Source organism: Maridesulfovibrio bastinii DSM 16055 (assembly GCF_000429985.1).
Classification (GTDB): Bacteria; Desulfobacterota; Desulfovibrionia; order Desulfovibrionales; family Desulfovibrionaceae; genus Maridesulfovibrio; species Maridesulfovibrio bastinii.
In genome coordinates this window covers 191,943-209,017 of record NZ_KE387014.1, presented here as the reverse complement: position 1 = coordinate 209,017, position 17,075 = coordinate 191,943, and the positions used below count along the sequence as shown (strand labels likewise).

Below are 17,075 nucleotides of genomic sequence, written 5' to 3'. Positions count from 1 at the left end.
GCTTTAGTTCGGCAGAGGGCTTTTATACCTATATTTAACAATAAGAATTAGAAGTGAATAGGCAGAGCCTTTTCAAGGGCTGTTAAAACCTTGGTGTGCTCTTTATCAACTTCTTTATCCTTGAGTGTCTTTTTAGGATGTCTATATGTCAGGCGGTATGAAAGGTTCCTTTCCTTGTCCTGATTTTCAGGCACAAAGACCGCGACAAGTTCAAGACTTTCAAGCAGGGGCAGCTTTTGATCAAGAATAGTTTTCTCAATGGTTGCCGCATGCAGGTCCATGGGACATATAATAGTTACATCTCTTCTTGATGGCGGAAATACCGGGAGATTCTCAAACTGAATCTTGTTGGCAATAACTTTGTCTCTAAGCATATCCGCATTGAGATCAGCTACCCAGATTTCTTTTTTAGCATGGTATTTATCCGCTATTTCCGGTTTAACCATGCCTATAATTCCAAGTTCTTCACCATCAAGCTTAACCTGAACACAAGGTTCGAGATAGGAGCAGCCTTCAAGGATTTCATACTCGGCGTCATTAAGCTTCAGGTCTGTGAGAAGATGTTCAACCAGTCCTTTTATATCAAGGTAATCAGCATCTTCATTGTCACCGGGCCATTCACGCTGACTGCGCGGTCCGGTAACAAGCAGACCAAGTCTGTTCTGTTCTCTTGTCTCAGTTACCGAAGATTCATCTTTAACGAATTTCTTGGCGACTTCAAAAAGACGGATATGATTATTGCCCTGTGCAAGGTTATGGCGAACGGTATTCAGCAGCCCCGGAGTAATAGCGGTCCGCATTACGTTCTGGTCCTCGCTCAGAGGATTGGCAATGTATACACGTCCTTCTTCCGGGAGTCCGAGAAGATCAAGATCTTCACTTCCAACAAAACTATAGTTGATTGCTTCATGCAGTCCTACGCCGCGGCCCCAGTTTTTGATTCTGCGGGAGAATCCGTAAGGGGTATCGCCAAGGACAGCTGAATCAAATGTTTTTGAGATATTGGGAAGCACTGCCGGGATACGGTCCATGCCGTAATAGCGGGCAACTTCTTCATAGAGATCATTTTCTCTTTCGAGATCAAGGCGGTATGAAGGAGTTGTGACTTTCCATGAATCACTGTCACTGTCATCAACTTCCAGCCCCATGAGGGTGAAAGCTTTTTTGCTGAACTCCGGCTCAAGATTGAGACCAAGATGAGCGTTGCAGCGCTTGTGACGGTAGGTGTGGGTTCTTGTCTGCCACGGGAGTGATTCGTTTTGAGCTACACCGCTCACAACTTCAGCACCGGAAAGCTCATTGATGAGCTGGGCGGCACGGTCAAGGGCGTAGGCACTCATCAACTGGTCCACACCACGTTCAAAACGGTATGAAGCTTCTGATGGCAGTGAAAGTCTGCGGGCAGTTTTGCGGATAAGCGCAGGTTTGAAAACAGCACTTTCAAGTACTACGTTGGTAGACTTGTCGTTGATTTCAGAATTCTGTCCGCCCATTACTCCGGCTAAAGCAACAGGTTTTTCAGCATCCCAGACGAGCAGGTCACTGTTCAGCAGTGAACGTTCCTGATCATCAAGAGTAGTAAATTTCATTCCCTCTGGAGCGCGGCCGACTCTGATTTTATCACCTTTCAGCAGATCACCGTCAAAGGAGTGCAGGGGCTGTCCCAGTTCAAAAAGTATATAGTTGGTTACATCAACTACATTGTTGATCGGGCGTACACCTACTGAAATAAGGCGGTAGCGCATCCAGTCGGGTGATTGTGCCAGCTTGGCTCCTTTAAGGATTCTGGCCATATACAGCGGACAGTCAGCACCTTCTTCAATCTCGATTTTGAGCATATCAGCGGCATTTCCGCCTGCTTCAACAAGATTGAGCTCGGGCATTGTCAGCGGCAGGTCGAACCCCAGAGCTGTTTCACGGGCAATACCGAGGATTGAAAGGCAGTCGGCACGGTTGGGGGTGATGCCAAGATCAAGAACAGTGTCGTTCATGTTCATTGCATCAATAAAAATCTGGCCGGGCTTAAGCTCCTCCGGGAGAACCATGATGCCGTCATGGGCATCTGAAAGTTCAAGTTCTCTTTCAGAGCAGATCATACCGCAGGACTTCTGTCCGCGGAGCTTGGCTTTTTTTATTTTCAGGCCACCGGGAAGTACGCATCCGATTTTTGCAACAGGAACGTTCTGTCCTTTAGCAACATTGGGGGCACCGCAGACGATATCAAGCAGCTCGGCTTCGCCGACATCTACTTTACAAACGGAAAGTTTGTCTGCTTCCGGGTGTTTTCCGCATTCGACAACATGGCCGACAACAACGGAAGAAATATTTTCAAAAGGATTTATTATTTCCTCAAGTTCAAGGCCGAGCATGGTCAGCCTGTCACCAAGCTCCTGTACCCCGCCTTCGTATGGTACGAATTCTCGCAGCCATTGCATGCTTAAAAGCATCGTGAGCCTCCGATTTTTATGTTTCCGGCGGCCTGTCTCCAGTTTGAAAAACAGGAGGCAGGCTATTGAAATTTATAAGGTGGGTGAACGCAAAATATATCGTTCAGAGAGATAAAAATGCCGTATAATTTCAGAAATTTTAAGAACCCGGTTTACAGGCTCTCAAGCTGCCGGAAACAGCCAATCCATCAAAAGCCCGCAAGGCCTGCGGGCTGTTATATTTATGTAAAATGCAGTCCGGTTTAAGCGAACTGTTCCAGAAAACGGATGTCGTTTTCGAAGAACATGCGCAGGTCACCTATGCCGTATTTAAGCATGGCGACTCTTTCAATGCCCAGTCCGAAAGCAAATCCTGAATATTTTTCGGCATCATAGTCAACTGATCCCAGAACATTGGGATCAACCATACCGCAACCGAGAATTTCAACCCAGCCTGTCTGCTTGCAGACTCGGCATGGTTTTCCGTCAACGGTACCTTTTCCGCCGCACATAACACAGGAAATATCAACTTCGGCACTTGGTTCGGTAAACGGGAAAAAGCTTGGACGGAATCTTACGTCTGTTTTGCTTCCAAAAAGCTGGCGTACAAAAGCTGTAAGGGTTCCGCGCAGATCGGCCATGCTGACATTTTTATCAACGAGGAGGCCTTCAATCTGGTGAAACATCGGGGTATGGGTGATGTCTGAGTCCCTGCGGTAAACTTTGCCCGGAGCAATTACTGCTACAGGAGGCTTCTTTTCCAGCATTGTGCGCACCTGTAAAGGTGAAGTGTGGGTGCGAAGCAGGATAGAATCAGAAACATAGAGGGTATCCTGCATATCACGCGCCGGATGTTCAGGCGGGATGTTCAGAGCTTCAAAGTTGTACCAGTCGTTTTCAACTTCAGGGCCGGTAACAACTTCAAAACCAAGACCGATGAAAACATCACAGATTTCATCCATAGCGAGGGTGACCGGATGAAGCGAACCTTCCTGGGGTTTGCGTCCGGGCATAGTGGGGTCGAAGCGGGAAAGGCTTTCAAGTACAGCTGCACGTTCAACGGCGGCTTGTCTGTCTTCTATCTTTTCAGTTAGGGCAGTCTTTACTTCGTTGGCTTTTTTTCCTGCGGCGGGCTTTTCTTCCTTACTAAGGGCCGGGAGTCCTGACATTATTTTGGCAAGACGGCCTTTACGGCCCAGAAATTCGACTCGTACCTCTTCCAAATCCGACAAAGAAGAAGCCTGGCCCAGACGTGCTTCGCAGTCCGGGACCAGGCTATCTAAATCTTGTAAAAGGGACCTTAAGTCCGACATTTAATTGGCCTCGGCTTTAGCCGTATCTACGAGCTTTGCAAATGCTGCTGCGTCGCTGACAGCCAGGTCTGCCAACACTTTACGGTTAAGTTCAATACCGGCCTTTGTCAGTCCGTTCATGAAACGGCTGTAGGACATTCCGTTAATGCGTGCGGCTGCATTGATGCGCTGAATCCAGAGACTGCGCATATCGCGTTTACGGAGTTTACGTCCTGTGTAGGACATACACAGAGCACGTTCAACACGTTCTCTGGCGGTACGGTAAAGACGACTTCCGGCAGAGCGGTAGCCCTTCGCCATTTTCAAATATTTTTTATGACGCTTCTTCGCGGCAAGACCACGTTTAACTCTCATTTCAATCCTCCGAAGTGAGAAACCACCCACGGTAAAAACACACGGGCAGAAAAAGTTATATTAAGACTACCCGGCTGTTAGGAGTAGGGGAGCATCCTTTTGACCTGGCCAAGATTGGCGCCGTCAACGGTTGTGCCTCTTCCAAGTCTGTTTTTACGCTTGGAATCCTTTTTAGTAAGGATGTGGCGAAGTCCCTGCCTGCGGCGTTTGAACTTACCACTGCCGGTCTTGGAGAAACGCTTTGCAGCGCCTCTTCTTGTTTTCATCTTAGGCATATTTTTTCTCCTTAGAACATAACCGGCACTAAGCCGGAATATTTATTTTTTAATAGGAGCCAGCATCATATTCATGGTGCGGCCTTCAGTCCGGGGACTCTGTTCCATCTTTGCGATATCCTGAGTCTCCTCCTGAACGCGCTCCAGAACGGCTAAGCCTCTGTCCTTATGGACAATTTCACGGCCCCTGAAGAAGATAGTAACCTTGCACTTGTCGCCATCGGAAAGAAAACGACGGATGTGCTTGAGCTTTGTCTGATAGTCGTGCTCATCGGTCTTGGGACGGAATTTTACTTCTTTGATCTGGATTACAGTCTGCTTTTTCTTCGCTTCCTGTTTACGTTTCTGCTGCTGATACATGAACTTACCATAGTCCATGATTTTGCAAACAGGAGGATCTGCCTTCTCGGCAACCTCAACCAGGTCAAGACCTTTTTCCCTTGCGATTTCAAGGGCCCTATTAGTTGGAAGAACTCCCAACTGATTACCCTCATCATCTACAACCCTGACCTGAGGAACTCGAATACGCTCGTTTCGGCGGGCACCGTCATCCCTGCGATACGGGCGCCTACCATCTCTATTAAAAGATATAGCTCATGCCTCCGCGTTTGAAAGGTTCTTTAATCTCAGTCAAAATAAGTTCCGCGGCTTCTTCCACAGTTTTTAGACCGGGGTCTTCAGCATCACGGGAACGAATATTGACTGATTCCGCTGCGACTTCCTTGTCACCAATGACAAGCATGTACGGGATTTTTTCAAGCTGAGCTTCCCGAACTTTGTAGCCCAGTTTTTCATTTCGTGTGTCGGCTTCGGCACGAATGCCTTTTTCTTGCAGTTTGTGCAATACTTTTTCGGCAAATTCATTTTGTGCGTCAGTGACAGTAAGTATTCTGGCTTGAACGGGGGAAAGCCAGGCTGGAAGCGCTCCACCACAGTGCTCAAGAAGAACACCTATGAAGCGTTCAATGGAGCCGAGTATAACCCGGTGAAGCATCACCGGCCTGTGTCGGGCACCATCATCGCCGACATATACCAAGTCAAAGCGATCTGGCAAGGTAAAATCACACTGGATTGTAGCACACTGCCAGCGGCGATCTAAAGCGTCTTTGATGGTTATATCGATTTTGGGACCGTAAAAAGCTCCGTCACCTTCGTTGATTGAATAATCAAGGCCCATGGTTTCAAGAGCATCTTTAAGCGCGTCTGTTGCGCGATCCCAGTCTTCATCGGATCCTATGGATTTTTCAGGACGAGTGCTGATTTCAGCTTCATACTCAAATCCGAAAAGTTTCATTACGTCACCGACGAATTCGGCCACCCCTATGATTTCATCTCTGAGTTGATCCGGACGGCACAGAATATGGGCATCATCCTGTGTGAATGAACGGACACGAAGAAGTCCGTGCAAAACTCCGGATTTTTCATGGCGGTGGACAACCCCGAGTTCGAAGTACCTTTGAGGGAGGTCACGGTAACTGCGAATACGGGATTTAAAAACAAGCATATGAGAGAGGCAGTTCATGGGTTTGATTCCATAAGCCTGCTCGTCAATTTCTGTGAAATACATGTTCTCGCGGTAGTTGTCGTAGTGTCCTGAGCGTTCCCAGAGCTCTCTCTTGAGAATGAGCGGACCCTGCACAAAACTATAACCGCGTTTCAGGTGTTCCTTGCGTTCAAAGTCTTCAAGGATGGTTCTGATCATGGCTCCTTTAGGATGCCAGATGATCATACCTGCACCGACTTCATCATCAATATGGAAGAGGTCAAGCTGATTTCCAAGCTTGCGATGGTCGCGCTTTTTAGCCTCTTCGATGTGATTAAGGTGTTTTTTCAAAGCCTTGGGATCAGCAAATGCTGTTCCGTAAATGCGCTGAAGCTGCTGGCGGTGTTCATCACCTCTCCAGTATGCGCCTGCGACAGAAAGAAGCTTAAAGGCTTTGATCATACCAGTGCGCGGTACATGAGGTCCGCGGCAAAGGTCTGAAAAATCTCCGTTGGTATAAATGGAAACCTGATCAGCACCAAGGTCGTTTATAAGCTCGATTTTATAATCTTCGCCCATTCCCTTAAACTTTTCGAGTGCTTCCGCAGCGCTAACGTCTTCACGGCAGAACTCTTCGTTGGCACCTACACGGCTGAGCATTTCTGCTTCAATAGCCTCAAGGTCTTCGGGAGTGAAAGGGCGTTCATAGTCGAAGTCATAGTAGAACCCATTTTTAATGGATGGGCCGATGGTAACTTTTGCTGTAGGGAAAAGTTTTTTTACCGCTTCAGCCATAAGGTGTGCGGTTGAGTGGCGGATTACATCCAGACCTTCTTCGGAATCTGCAAAAACAGGCTCAAGTTCAGTACAGTCGGTGGGTACGGTAGTGCTGAGATCGAGAAGGGTGTCGTTGCATTTTGCTACAACAACGTTCTTGAACTGTTTTTTGGATAGTGCCTCCTGGAGGACTTCGCCGCAAGCGGCTCCCTCTTTCACTTCTACCTGTTGTCCTGAAACTTGGATTTCCACGAACTGTTCTCCCTGCGGAAGTTGCAATTAAGAAATTTGTAATTTGTTAAATAAGAAAACATTAAAATCGATCTTTCCGGGCTGCAACGATCTGTATTATATGCGTTAAGTTATAACGACTGGGCAGCCAAGAGTCATCTTTGGTCGGCTTTCGTCTTCCGGATGTAGGTCGAAAGGCGGTTTTTTTAACTAATATTATATATGAAGTCAAGGCTCAGAAGTCTTGAAACAGTTATGAACATTCAATTTCCAGAGCAAATACCGGTATTTCATCATTGTCCCTTACGATTTGATACCTGTTTTGTTTTTCGTGATCAGTTTCGCAGCTGTAAATGCTGACTTTATCACCTTCAAAAAGCTCTGATAGAAAAGACATTCTAAGAGATTTTATTTTTTCCAGCTCAAATCCGGAAAATCTCATCTCATCAACGCACCAGCGCAGATAGTTGGTGTTGTTCACATGTCCGTTTGAATCAAGCACACTGTAGGGGACCCGCTTCGATGACAGAAGATCCACATTTGTCTGAGCACGCAGTCTTTTACAGGGAACATCAAATACTGCATCCGGTATTGGAAGCAGATCAAGCCCCATTTTATTGATATCCTGCGGTCTGCCGGTTTCTTTTTCGAGCACCATCCATTCTGAACTGGCCTTTATGATACCATGTTCATCTGGCGTGGAACACAAAAATTCACGGAAAGCACGCAGTCTTTTGACTCCTTTAGCCCATGTTTTAACAGTAAACAGTTCTTCCTGAACAGGCAACCTCTCGATTTCTACTTTTATTGATGTCAGGACCCAGAAACTGTTTTTGTCTTCAAGATGCGTGATCCCGAAGCCTTCACGTTCTGCATGAGCTGTTGCAACTTCCTGCAGACGCTGCATCAGGCAGTGAAAATGGATTGTTTTCTCCGGGCCTGTTTCAAAAGGGGCTACTGGATGAGATATTTCGCAGATGTTTTTCATGGCTGTGTCTGTTTTTGGATGCTAAAAACGGAGAAGGCATTTAATACCTCCTCCGCGTTTTTTTACAATACGATTTTTATTCAAGATAAGTTCTGTGTGGTCTTATCCTGTGTTAAATCTTTTTACGGATTTAATTATCTAATCTTTCGAAGCTGATAAACCTTATTGCCAGTCTTTGCCAATGTCAAAGGGTGACTGGCGGCGCAAAGAAAGTTGCAGGGTCAGTTCATCGTTAGAAAGGCGGTCGTAAACTCCAAGAGCCCACATGGGGAAGTACTGGCTGTATCCGTGATAGCGCAGATAGAAAACTCTCGGGAATCCGGTTCCAGTATAGAATTTTTCATCCCATGTTCCGTCTTCTTTCTGGTTTTCGAGCAGATAGCGTATTCCACGGCTGACTCGCTTATCTTTTACTTCTCCGGCGGCCATCAGTCCCAGCAGTGCCCATGATGTCTGCGAAGGGGTGCTTGGTCCCATTCCGGCAAGACCGGGTTCGTTGTAGGTCATACATGTTTCACCCCAGCCTCCGTCAGAGTTCTGATGTTCGTAAAACCATTCAACAGCTTTGCGTACATAGGATGAATTCATGTCCTCACCGATCTGCTTAAGTCCGCAGAGGACAGACCATGTTCCGTAAATATAATTTACTCCCCAGCGGCCGAACCAGCTGCCGTCATCTTCCTGTTCATTTTTCAGAAATTCGATGGCTCTCTTGGCCGGAGTGAAGTTTTTACGGAATCCCATTACTCCAAGAAGTTCTATGACCCTTGCGGTAAGGTCTGAAGTCGGCGGATCGAGAAGAGCTCCGTGGTCTGCAAAAGGAATATCATTAAGATACAGGGCACAGTTATCTATATCGAATGCTGCGAAACCGCCGTTGGAGCTTTGCATGCCTATGAGCCAGTTGACACCGAGTACGAATTTCTCATGAAATTCGGGCATATCCAGAACCCCTGCGCGCACCAGAGCCATGAGGACCATGGCGGTGTCGTCAAGATCAGGATAAAAGGTGTTCTCAAACTGGAAAGCCCAGCCTCCGCCTTCGAGTCCCGGAGCTTTGGAAGTCCAGTCTCCACGGAAGGTTATCTGCTTGCTGAAGAGCCATTTTACAGCTCTTTTTACGGTGTCGCTGTCCTGTGGCTCTCCTGCTTCAAGTATAGCTGAAAGAGTCAGGCAGGTGTCCCATATCGGCGAATTGCAGGGCTGGCAGAGTGATTGTTCCTGATTTGAAGCGGTTTCATTCTCAGGAGAAATATCAAGCTCAGGAGCTGCTGAAAGGTCTCTTCCACCTGATATAACGGTGAAAGGAGAAGCGCCATCAGCATCATGGTTGAAGCGGTCTATAACCAGATCGTCAACGGCTTTCAGTCCTCTGGCAAAATCAGGATCTGATTCATCATAGCCCAGCAGTTGAAGAGCCATCACCGCGTTGGCCATAGCAGGGTAGATAGCTCCTATTCCGCCTGATCCGGCCATGTGTTTGCGAGTCCAGTTTTCTGCAAAATCCAGTGCTTTTTTAGATATCTTTTTGGGGATCAGGTGCATTGTGCGCTTAACGATTCTATCCAGCAGGATGAACATGTTTTTGCGCAGACCTTTATCCCTGTATCTGTCGATGTGGATAATGTCTTCCGGGCGTTTCTGAAATAATTCAGGCACGGATTCTTCCGGGCGCAGACGGCAGACCGGTTTTTTAGCGTAAATAATTAGTAACGGATAAATAACTGAACGCGACCAGTATGAAACTTTGTTCAAATGGAAAAAGAACCATTCCGGCAGAAGAACGATTTCAACAGGCATTGCCGGGGTGGTATGCCAGGGCAGCTGCCCGAACATGGCCAGGCATATTCTTGTAAAAACATTGCATGTTTCAGCTCCGCCCATGGCCAGAATCATTTTCCTTGCCCTGATCATGTGCGTTTCGTTCCAGTCTTCGCCAAGAATTTTAAGAGCCATGTATGCTTTTACCGAGGCGCTGATATTGGCTATTCCATCTTCATCGTGCAGAGGCCAGCTTCCGTCAGGCATCTGCTTGGAGAGGATATAGTTTTTTAATCTGTCAGCAACTTCCTGATCCATTTCGCGGCCGAGGAAGCGGTTGAACATGATGTACTCTGATGGGATTGTGACATCTGCTTCCAGTGCAAAAACCCAGTAGCCATCTGGGCTCTGGATAGATTTGAAGCGTGAGATTACTCGTTTTAAAGCCTCCGCCGGCTGAATAAAAGGGAGAACCTGTCTATGTTCTGAATGTTTGTGATCCGTATTGGCTGATAAGCTTTTACGTGTTTCAGGCATTATTGAATTCCTTAAAATGATTTGATTCTTAGTCTGCGCAGATCGATGTAAAATGATTTCGCAGCGGCTATTCTATAGCATCAACGGCCGGGTCAATGACTTTCTGCTTCAGTTTGTCAATCGGCCCCCAATTAAAGTTGGGATAAGCTACGAAAAGAGCGGTAAGTCCGTGTGAAGCGGCAACTACAGCGTGAGCGGATAATGTTACCTGATCCTGATTCTCGGGATGTTTCATGCATTTGCAGACACAGTCGTTGATACGCTCATACATGGTACGTCCCAGTGGATTTCCGGAAAAATGTGCTTCATGATTTGGTCTTATATCTGTTTCCATCATGAACCCAATTCTATAGGCATTGGGGTTTCTTACCCCCATATCAACAAAAGTGTACAATATTTTCTTAAGAGCTACTCTTGGATTTTGTTCACGATCAATTATTTCATTTGTAACTTTCAGAAAATCCCTGTAGATTTCTTCTGTCAGGCACAGGAAAAGCTCTTTTTTATCTCTGAAATGGTGATAAATAGTTGTCGGGGAATAGCCTATTCTTTTTGCCAGAAAGCGCATGGATACTTTTGCGTATCCCTGCTCGGCAAATAATTTTCTGGCAGTGTCGAGAATAAGATTTCTCAACGGCTGCTTAGGTGTCCCTTCAAAGGGAGAAATAGTGCTTGCGTTCATAGTTTTTTACCTCGCTTAACAGTGTTAAGCTGGGTGGTATCTGGCATGAAAGTTTACGGCTGTCAACACTTCGTAACGATTTTGTTGAAAATTTACCTATACCTTCAGGGTATAGCTTTCGAATAATTTCAATGCCGGAAAATAAAAATTATCCCACCTGCCGTAATCTGCCCATTCTGCCCATCCTGCCTTATAGCCATAAAGCTTTTCAGCTTTGCATAAACATCCATAAAACTATTTAATCTATTTTGAATGCTTACTGAGCTATGCTAAAAAATAAGTTGCATTCAAAGTAACTGTCAGCTATATATCTCTGCCTCAGCCGCTAAAATAGGTTTATTCCATAGTAGGCGATTACATAAAGTGGCCCCGTAGCTCAGTAGGATAGAGCACAAGATTCCTAATCTTGGTGTCGCAGGTTCGATTCCTGCCGGGGTCACCACAAATAGCAAAATTAAAGGGTTAACTTGATATCAAGTTAACCCTTTTTTGCGTTTATTTGCTGTGTTTTTGGGGTGGTGGCAACCTTTGGTGCCAACCGGGGGGTAGTTGGGCTGTGATTGTCGTTATAATTAAAAGATTAGCAACTGAAAATGTAAACCTCCCCAAGTTAGTGCCATCCGAAAGTAGAGTTTTCTTGGGGTATCGTTTCCAGGCAGCACCCATAACATACACCACAGCAAAAAAACAAATCTACAATATTGCATTTAAATTCCCGATAGAAAGGCCAAGACTGTGACATCTTTCTGATTTAGTTGATGTTTAAAAATGTATCATAGACCAGCAACTATGTAAATGAGCCTATTAATATTTATGGTTAATTCCAAGACAAATCGGTTTAAACTATTAAGCATTTATTTTTTAGTTGTAAAAGTCTAATGAATTTTCTATGCTATTATCAGTTCTTAAAATATACTCATTGCAATACATTTGCACAGCACCGTGTATAATTATATATTTTTCTTTTTCTTCATCTGACTTTACTACTTTTTTACAAAAAGACATGACATCATCTTGAACAACTCTTTGTCCCTCATCATTGCATGTGTAATCGCGAACATTGTTATACTTATCACATACATTTAATGGATAGTACTCTGCTTTAACACATTGCCCTTTCTTATTCATCTTTGCACATCGAAATGCTTCTATAGTTTTCCATTTAGAACACACCTGTTTATACTTATTACATTCTGTATATGCGGTATTATCCTTTACGATAAGTATATGCTTTCCAGAGCTACACCCCATAATAAGAACAGGTAATATGCAAAAAAGAATAGTTCTCATTTATTCACCTTGATCAATTGCTATTCGGCCACCTAAGCCATCTAGTTTAAATGCCATCCAGTTAGAGTCACCCGTTAGAGCCAAGTCACGCTGGGCATTACGGAGTGCAACTGTGACATCTTGTTTCAAGATTAACATATTTACATAAAATTTTACCATCAGCTTATTGGTACTAACATCGTCTATAGTCCACAGTGTAGAAATCACCCTTTGCGCACCTGCAAGATATAAACTGCGAGTAAACCCATAATAGTCTCCTCCTAGCTGTTTCAAACGTCCGCTGCTACAGGAAGACATTACAAATATTTTCCAAATATGATTAGAAACTAGAGATTGGATTTCTGAGGGATGTAACCAACCATCTTCTTCAGAACTTGGACATAAACATATTTTGCTATTTTCAACTTTATCCTCGTCAAAAAAAGAATGACTAGCAATATGAACCAGCGAGCTTTTTTTCATCATTTTTTTAACATTTGATTCTGTTGCATTTTTTCCTAGCAATAAACAAACATTGTCCTTTGGGACATTTTCTAACAAATCACTTATCTGAAGAACCTCTACTGTAGCACCAGGCAGCGGCGCACATTTGTTATTTTCTGGATCACCTACTATCAAAAATGTATTCAAGCTTTGGTCTGAACTCGAACTGTGTGCGGCATCTCGTGCACGCAATGCTATCCATGAACTTAATGAATAAACATATTGGATGGCAAATAGTTCAAGAACTTTCTTTTCTCCTTTTAAACCAATAAATGGCAAATCAGATAACACTCCATAAGGAGATATTACTAAATAATCGATTGATTTTTTTTTTTTAAATATTTATGTGCTCACCTAACGTAATTTGAAACAATTTTTGAACAATACCATTATATACAGAGTCAGTATGAGAAAGATTAGCTTTAAGACCATGAATCAACGACACTATTGTGCTACGTTCAACTTTAATTTTTGCATGGCTTATTATTTTTTTATTATATACAAGAAATGAATATAGACAATCTTCTGTAAGGAAATACGTAATATATGCTCTATTTTTTTTATGTGGAGTTGATTTTACATTTGCATTCTCTTGCGCAACACTACTATGAAAATAATAGAAATTAATGTTATTATAGTTATTTTTTACAATTGTAATTCCGCGTTTTTTTAATTTATTAAGACCTTCTGTGGATAGTATATGACTTGACATGATTGCTTCTTGTTCTGCTTGTTCTATATTTTTTTCTCTTATAATTCTTTTAAACTTTTGAGTAGGATTAGATGTAAGAGCCTCAAACAAAACCATAGACTTATATTTTTCAATACATGCAAAACACTTATCATATTCTTTTAACCTATACAGAGAATCTATGAGAGCATCAATTGCTAAAGAATATCCTTCCAGGTATGATAACCGACGATCTTCTCTAGATACAGTTAATCTAAACGTGTTTAATATTCTCAAACTGAGATCTAAAAATTTTTCTGCATTTTTGAAATCACCCAGATGATAATATGACAACCCAACTAACTTAAAAAAAACAGATTGCTGTCTTTTTGTTAAAAACCGATCAATTTGAGTATAATATGGATTTTCAAAAATTTCAGCACCCATTTTAATTTTTTCTGCCATTTCAGCATCAATTAGAGCCCCTCAATCGTTACTGGCCACATAAACCATCCTGCTGGAAATAACGAGAGAAAAAAAATATCCGGTGAGAATAAAGCTCCACTTTGGTAAATCCCCTCTAGCTGAACGACATCAACTCCATCGACATCATTTAAAAATTTTGTTCCCTCACTAATCACGTTAACGTATTTGCCATCGTCGTAATAATGCCTTAACGAAGAGATTAGAGGTTTGTCAGCGTTAACAGTCCCAACATTGACACTGACTAAAAAAGAGAAAAGACATAAAATAAACTTAGAGACCTTCATATCTTTCCTCCCAAATAGCTGCTTCGTCTATGTCTCCTATCTGCCTGTTTAGATAAATAAGTCTTTTGGTTGATATTTTTTTTATTCTTTTGAGAGCAATATTAAAAAAAGTATTTATAAACTTGGAATTTATAAGATCTTTTTCAGTTTCAGATTTTTTACCACTTGTTAATTTATCAAAATACCCACCAATCCCTTTACGTTGCTCCGACGTACCGAATACGTATAATATTGGTGTCGCAATCATAACAATAGGAGTTGCAGCTACTCCTAGCGCATATTGTTCTCCAGAGAAATATTCCTCTTCTGTGTATATTTTCCTAAAACTTATTTGGTAGGTATAATCTGTAATATCAATTTCGTTATATATTTGTTCATTTAGTTCCAATGCTTTTTCATAATTAATATTATCAAAAGTTAGGATATGGGCAATCAGATTTAAAGAATAAACAATATCATTTTTATTTGTTGCACGGTTTTTTTCACAAAATAACAATAATTTTTTAAATGCCCTCTTTATATATAAATTTTCACACATTAAAATGAACTTTGTCATTTTATCGTTAGAAGTTTTTACTAAATATGTTCTTTCAGACATTTCCACTACTTCAGTGTCAGGATTAATATTAGTAACACAACCTGCTAAGTTTAGAAGAAACATAAAAACAAAAAAATATTTTTCATAGTTCTCTTAATTAAGTTGTTGTGAATTACATAATGTAAGTGCAGTATACATAGTTAAAATAACATACACTTAAATTGCTTTAATTTAGAATTTACTTCTGTTAAAAACAGTTTAGAATACTGCTCAATATTTCAAATTCTCGATCAATTATTTCTAATTTATAACCTGAACTTCAACATCAACTTCAGCAAACTCTGCCCCCCCCGCACTATTTACATCCGAATTGCCAGCCAAAACGGCTAACCCACGAGTCTCCATTCCTATTTTCCGGGGATTGTTTTTCACAACATACAGGTTTCCGGCACTCTGCCCTTGATATCCGTTTATCGGTTTGGTTGATGCATATAAAATTAATTTTTCCTTTCCAAAAGGGGGTGTAACCATCAGGGTAAAATTGTCCTTGTTTCCCGGAATTTCGTGGATGACACCACCTCTATAATATCTGTTGTTATTATGCTGAGTTACTTCAATTAGATTGTCATTAGAATCTTTATATATAGCTCTGGCGTAAAAAGGTTTATTTCCTTTGAAATAAAATTTAAGCGTGTCGCCAAGATTATAAGTATCCTTATTTGTCCATAATTGGATATTAAGTGGAGCTCTAGGATTATCTATTTGACCGATGCTTTTTTCTTGGAATTTATGTTCAGACGGAATAACTTCAGCTTTGATTTTTATTCGATAACAGCTATCTACATATTCACTTTGTTCTGATGACTTGACCCAACCTTTTTCAATCTCATCAAGGACTTTAATGGTCGCTTTTGAGAAAACGTCGACGACATCTTGATGCAGTTTACCTTTGACCACTTCCGTTTTTATTGAAACATATGTGCTAACTTTTTCAGAGGCTTTTCTTTTTGCAGTATCGAGAGCTAATTTTTGAGTTTGAGTTCTTGTCCTATCCTGCCCGAGGCATGCCATGCCTTCTGACTCAACAATTATTGAGTTTTTTGAAATTTGTTTTTTGCCATCAGCATATAAAGTCTGTGGAAGAGTAAAGATAAGACTTAATATGAGTAATACTAAGCAAAACAACGCAGAAATTGGTCTTGCAAATGTATACAGGACGGGGCTACTTAACATTATCAATCAGTCCTTCTACGAGATCTCCTAATCCACCAGAACGTAATTCTAGTTTCAGGCAAACTTCAGCTTCGCCAGACTTAGAATCATATTTTTCACCACAAACAGAAGCAAATTTTATCATTCCTTGGCTTCTAGCTAGAATAACATCTACATCAATTTTTCCGTTCTTAATTGCTGTCTTCCGTTCAATCTGTATACCGTTTATGATTCCAATTAGTTCAGCTTGAGCTATTGATCTAGCTGCAAGCAGAGCCATACTTTTTGACTCTCCTTCGCCATGCCCTACCACCTGAAAATAGCCTGCATAAAAAGCTTCTGTTTTGTCAGTGATCTCTTTGAACGATTGTTCATCAGCTGCACAAGATTGTTGGATAATTATAAAGTTGAAACAACATATTGCAATTGTTAAGAAATATTTTCTGAATGCTATTAGCATGGGTGATATCTTCTGACTCTTAATTTTCATAAGAATTATGTTTATAATATATGGTGAATAATTAAAAGTTTTTTTTGTTTTAAACAGAACACGTCACCGTCACCTTCGGTCAACCGAAGAAATCGAAACACCAGCAACGATCACAAACCATCTCCACCAGCCCACATCCCCACCTGATCCCCAGAATCACCCCAAAAAATCACCAGCCCCCAGTGACCAAATCAAACCAATCAGGATAATTTTCAATTTTAAGAATTATTTAACAATATGAAATTGAAGGAGATTTACTGGTACATGGGCTTGATGAGTCACTGTTCAACGTAATCTTTTCTTACACTCGGAAACAAGCAATCGAAGGCGGAAACCTAATCGATGTGACCGAACAGGCCAAGGAGACCGGATTCAAGGTTCCAGTAGCGGTGTCTTTGAATCTGCACGAAAGATACATCACTCCACCGAAAGGTCTTGAAGGCGAAGGGCAGAGCGTAGAAGGACGGCTCCATGATCTCTTCTCCATGTGCTTGCTAGCTATGCAGGATAAACTGGACCTGAGTAGGATCAGCTTTTAGGTTTCATTTTTAATGTAGTCATCGCCGAGGAACTTTAAGAAGTTGAAGTGGTGTGCCAGTGCGGTCCAGATGATGATATGAAGCCTTGTATTATCCTGATGCTGCCGGATGACGATTAGACCACAAGTTGAAAAGGGCCAACGGGATTCTGTGAGGAACCCCATCAGCTAGTTTTTTGAATTTTTCAGAGCTTATATACCTTGTTCGCGTAAGCTCCTATCTCACCAAATAGTTACTTTTCTTGAAGACTAGTGCC

At 42.4% G+C, this 17,075-nt stretch carries 17 protein-coding genes and 1 tRNA gene; 2 read left to right on the top strand and 16 right to left on the bottom strand.

Annotated features, from left to right (window positions below):
* Positions 1-47: 47 nt before the first annotated feature.
* The 9 genes from pheT to G496_RS0115340 form a co-directional block, all read right to left on the bottom strand.
* Entirely contained in the window at positions 48-2,447 is a 2,400-nt protein-coding gene (gene pheT / locus G496_RS0115380; protein ID WP_027180043.1) for a phenylalanine--tRNA ligase subunit beta, read from the bottom strand.
* Positions 2,448-2,689: 242 nt separating this feature from the next.
* Positions 2,690-3,739, bottom strand: a complete 1,050-nt coding sequence (pheS, locus tag G496_RS0115375; RefSeq protein WP_027180042.1) for a phenylalanine--tRNA ligase subunit alpha — start codon at positions 3,737-3,739, stop codon at positions 2,690-2,692.
* The gene (rplT, locus tag G496_RS0115370; protein WP_027180041.1) at positions 3,740-4,093 is read right to left on the bottom strand and encodes a 50S ribosomal protein L20; all 354 of its coding nucleotides are present in this window, start codon (positions 4,091-4,093) and stop codon (positions 3,740-3,742) included.
* A gap of 77 nt (positions 4,094-4,170) precedes the next feature.
* Positions 4,171-4,368 carry a 50S ribosomal protein L35 gene (gene rpmI / locus G496_RS0115365; protein WP_027180040.1) on the bottom strand — a complete coding sequence of 66 codons (198 nt, stop codon included), beginning with the start codon at positions 4,366-4,368 and terminating at the stop codon, positions 4,171-4,173.
* 42 nt (positions 4,369-4,410) lie between these two features.
* Positions 4,411-4,959, bottom strand: a complete 549-nt coding sequence (infC, locus tag G496_RS0115360; RefSeq protein ID WP_084407591.1) for a translation initiation factor IF-3 — start codon at positions 4,957-4,959, stop codon at positions 4,411-4,413.
* Positions 4,949-6,880 carry a threonine--tRNA ligase gene (thrS, locus tag G496_RS0115355; RefSeq protein ID WP_027180038.1) on the bottom strand — a complete coding sequence of 644 codons (1,932 nt, stop codon included), beginning with the start codon at positions 6,878-6,880 and terminating at the stop codon, positions 4,949-4,951. Before thrS ends, infC begins: the two co-directional genes overlap by 11 nt.
* A gap of 232 nt (positions 6,881-7,112) precedes the next feature.
* Positions 7,113-7,847, bottom strand: a complete 735-nt coding sequence (locus G496_RS0115350) for an acyl-[acyl-carrier-protein] thioesterase (protein WP_027180037.1) — start codon at positions 7,845-7,847, stop codon at positions 7,113-7,115.
* A gap of 162 nt (positions 7,848-8,009) precedes the next feature.
* The gene (gene shc / locus G496_RS0115345) at positions 8,010-10,145 is read right to left on the bottom strand and encodes a squalene--hopene cyclase (protein WP_034633519.1); all 2,136 of its coding nucleotides are present in this window, start codon (positions 10,143-10,145) and stop codon (positions 8,010-8,012) included.
* 67 nt (positions 10,146-10,212) lie between these two features.
* Positions 10,213-10,827, bottom strand: a complete 615-nt coding sequence (locus tag G496_RS0115340; RefSeq protein WP_027180035.1) for a TetR/AcrR family transcriptional regulator — start codon at positions 10,825-10,827, stop codon at positions 10,213-10,215.
* 365 nt (positions 10,828-11,192) lie between these two features.
* Here G496_RS0115340 and G496_RS0115335 point away from each other — a divergent pair.
* Positions 11,193-11,269: transfer RNA gene (locus G496_RS0115335), tRNA-Arg, on the top strand.
* A 419-nt stretch (positions 11,270-11,688) separates the two neighbouring features.
* Here G496_RS0115335 and G496_RS0115330 read toward each other — a convergent pair.
* The 7 genes from G496_RS0115330 to G496_RS0115300 all read right to left on the bottom strand — a co-directional run bounded on the left by G496_RS0115330 (position 11,689) and on the right by G496_RS0115300 (position 16,250).
* Positions 11,689-12,117, bottom strand: a complete 429-nt coding sequence (locus tag G496_RS0115330) for a hypothetical protein (RefSeq protein ID WP_027180034.1) — start codon at positions 12,115-12,117, stop codon at positions 11,689-11,691.
* Positions 12,118-12,921, bottom strand: a complete 804-nt coding sequence (locus tag G496_RS0115325) for a CHAT domain-containing protein (RefSeq protein WP_281171288.1) — start codon at positions 12,919-12,921, stop codon at positions 12,118-12,120.
* A 13-nt stretch (positions 12,922-12,934) separates the two neighbouring features.
* Positions 12,935-13,735 (bottom strand): hypothetical protein, encoded by an 801-nt coding sequence (locus G496_RS0115320; protein ID WP_027180032.1) that lies wholly within the window; start codon positions 13,733-13,735, stop codon positions 12,935-12,937.
* An 11-nt stretch (positions 13,736-13,746) separates the two neighbouring features.
* Positions 13,747-14,040, bottom strand: coding sequence for a hypothetical protein (locus G496_RS0115315; RefSeq protein WP_027180031.1), 294 nt, complete (start codon positions 14,038-14,040; stop codon positions 13,747-13,749).
* Positions 14,027-14,638, bottom strand: coding sequence for a hypothetical protein (locus G496_RS0115310; protein WP_156900678.1), 612 nt, complete (start codon positions 14,636-14,638; stop codon positions 14,027-14,029). Before G496_RS0115310 ends, G496_RS0115315 begins: the two co-directional genes overlap by 14 nt.
* 240 nt (positions 14,639-14,878) lie before the next feature.
* Entirely contained in the window at positions 14,879-15,811 is a 933-nt protein-coding gene (locus tag G496_RS20065) for a DUF4384 domain-containing protein (protein WP_051295097.1), read from the bottom strand.
* Positions 15,801-16,250: a hypothetical protein gene (locus G496_RS0115300; protein WP_156900677.1), complete on the bottom strand. Its 450-nt coding sequence runs from the start codon at positions 16,248-16,250 to the stop codon at positions 15,801-15,803. The genes G496_RS20065 and G496_RS0115300 overlap by 11 nt, the downstream gene beginning before the upstream one ends.
* A 374-nt stretch (positions 16,251-16,624) precedes the next feature.
* Here G496_RS0115300 and G496_RS21535 point away from each other — a divergent pair, with 374 nt between their 5' ends.
* The gene (locus tag G496_RS21535; protein ID WP_245577941.1) at positions 16,625-16,819 is read left to right on the top strand and encodes a hypothetical protein; all 195 of its coding nucleotides are present in this window, start codon (positions 16,625-16,627) and stop codon (positions 16,817-16,819) included.
* Positions 16,820-17,075: the final 256 nt, after the last annotated feature.

Coding starts and splice junctions, on each gene's coding strand:
- pheS (WP_027180042.1), bottom strand. CDS start 3,739: ATGTCGGACTTAAGGTCCCTTTTACAAGATTTAGATAGCCTGGTCCCG.
- shc (WP_034633519.1), bottom strand. CDS start 10,145: ATGCCTGAAACACGTAAAAGCTTATCAGCCAATACGGATCACAAACAT.
- G496_RS0115300 (WP_156900677.1), bottom strand. CDS start 16,250: ATGCTAATAGCATTCAGAAAATATTTCTTAACAATTGCAATATGTTGT.
- G496_RS0115340 (WP_027180035.1), bottom strand. CDS start 10,827: ATGAACGCAAGCACTATTTCTCCCTTTGAAGGGACACCTAAGCAGCCG.
- G496_RS0115310 (WP_156900678.1), bottom strand. CDS start 14,638: ATGTCTGAAAGAACATATTTAGTAAAAACTTCTAACGATAAAATGACA.
- pheT (WP_027180043.1), bottom strand. CDS start 2,447: ATGCTTTTAAGCATGCAATGGCTGCGAGAATTCGTACCATACGAAGGC.
- G496_RS0115330 (WP_027180034.1), bottom strand. CDS start 12,117: ATGAGAACTATTCTTTTTTGCATATTACCTGTTCTTATTATGGGGTGT.
- G496_RS0115350 (WP_027180037.1), bottom strand. CDS start 7,847: ATGAAAAACATCTGCGAAATATCTCATCCAGTAGCCCCTTTTGAAACA.
- G496_RS0115320 (WP_027180032.1), bottom strand. CDS start 13,735: ATGGCAGAAAAAATTAAAATGGGTGCTGAAATTTTTGAAAATCCATAT.
- rplT (WP_027180041.1), bottom strand. CDS start 4,093: ATGAGAGTTAAACGTGGTCTTGCCGCGAAGAAGCGTCATAAAAAATAT.
- G496_RS20065 (WP_051295097.1), bottom strand. CDS start 15,811: ATGTTAAGTAGCCCCGTCCTGTATACATTTGCAAGACCAATTTCTGCG.
- G496_RS0115315 (WP_027180031.1), bottom strand. CDS start 14,040: ATGAAGGTCTCTAAGTTTATTTTATGTCTTTTCTCTTTTTTAGTCAGT.
- rpmI (WP_027180040.1), bottom strand. CDS start 4,368: ATGCCTAAGATGAAAACAAGAAGAGGCGCTGCAAAGCGTTTCTCCAAG.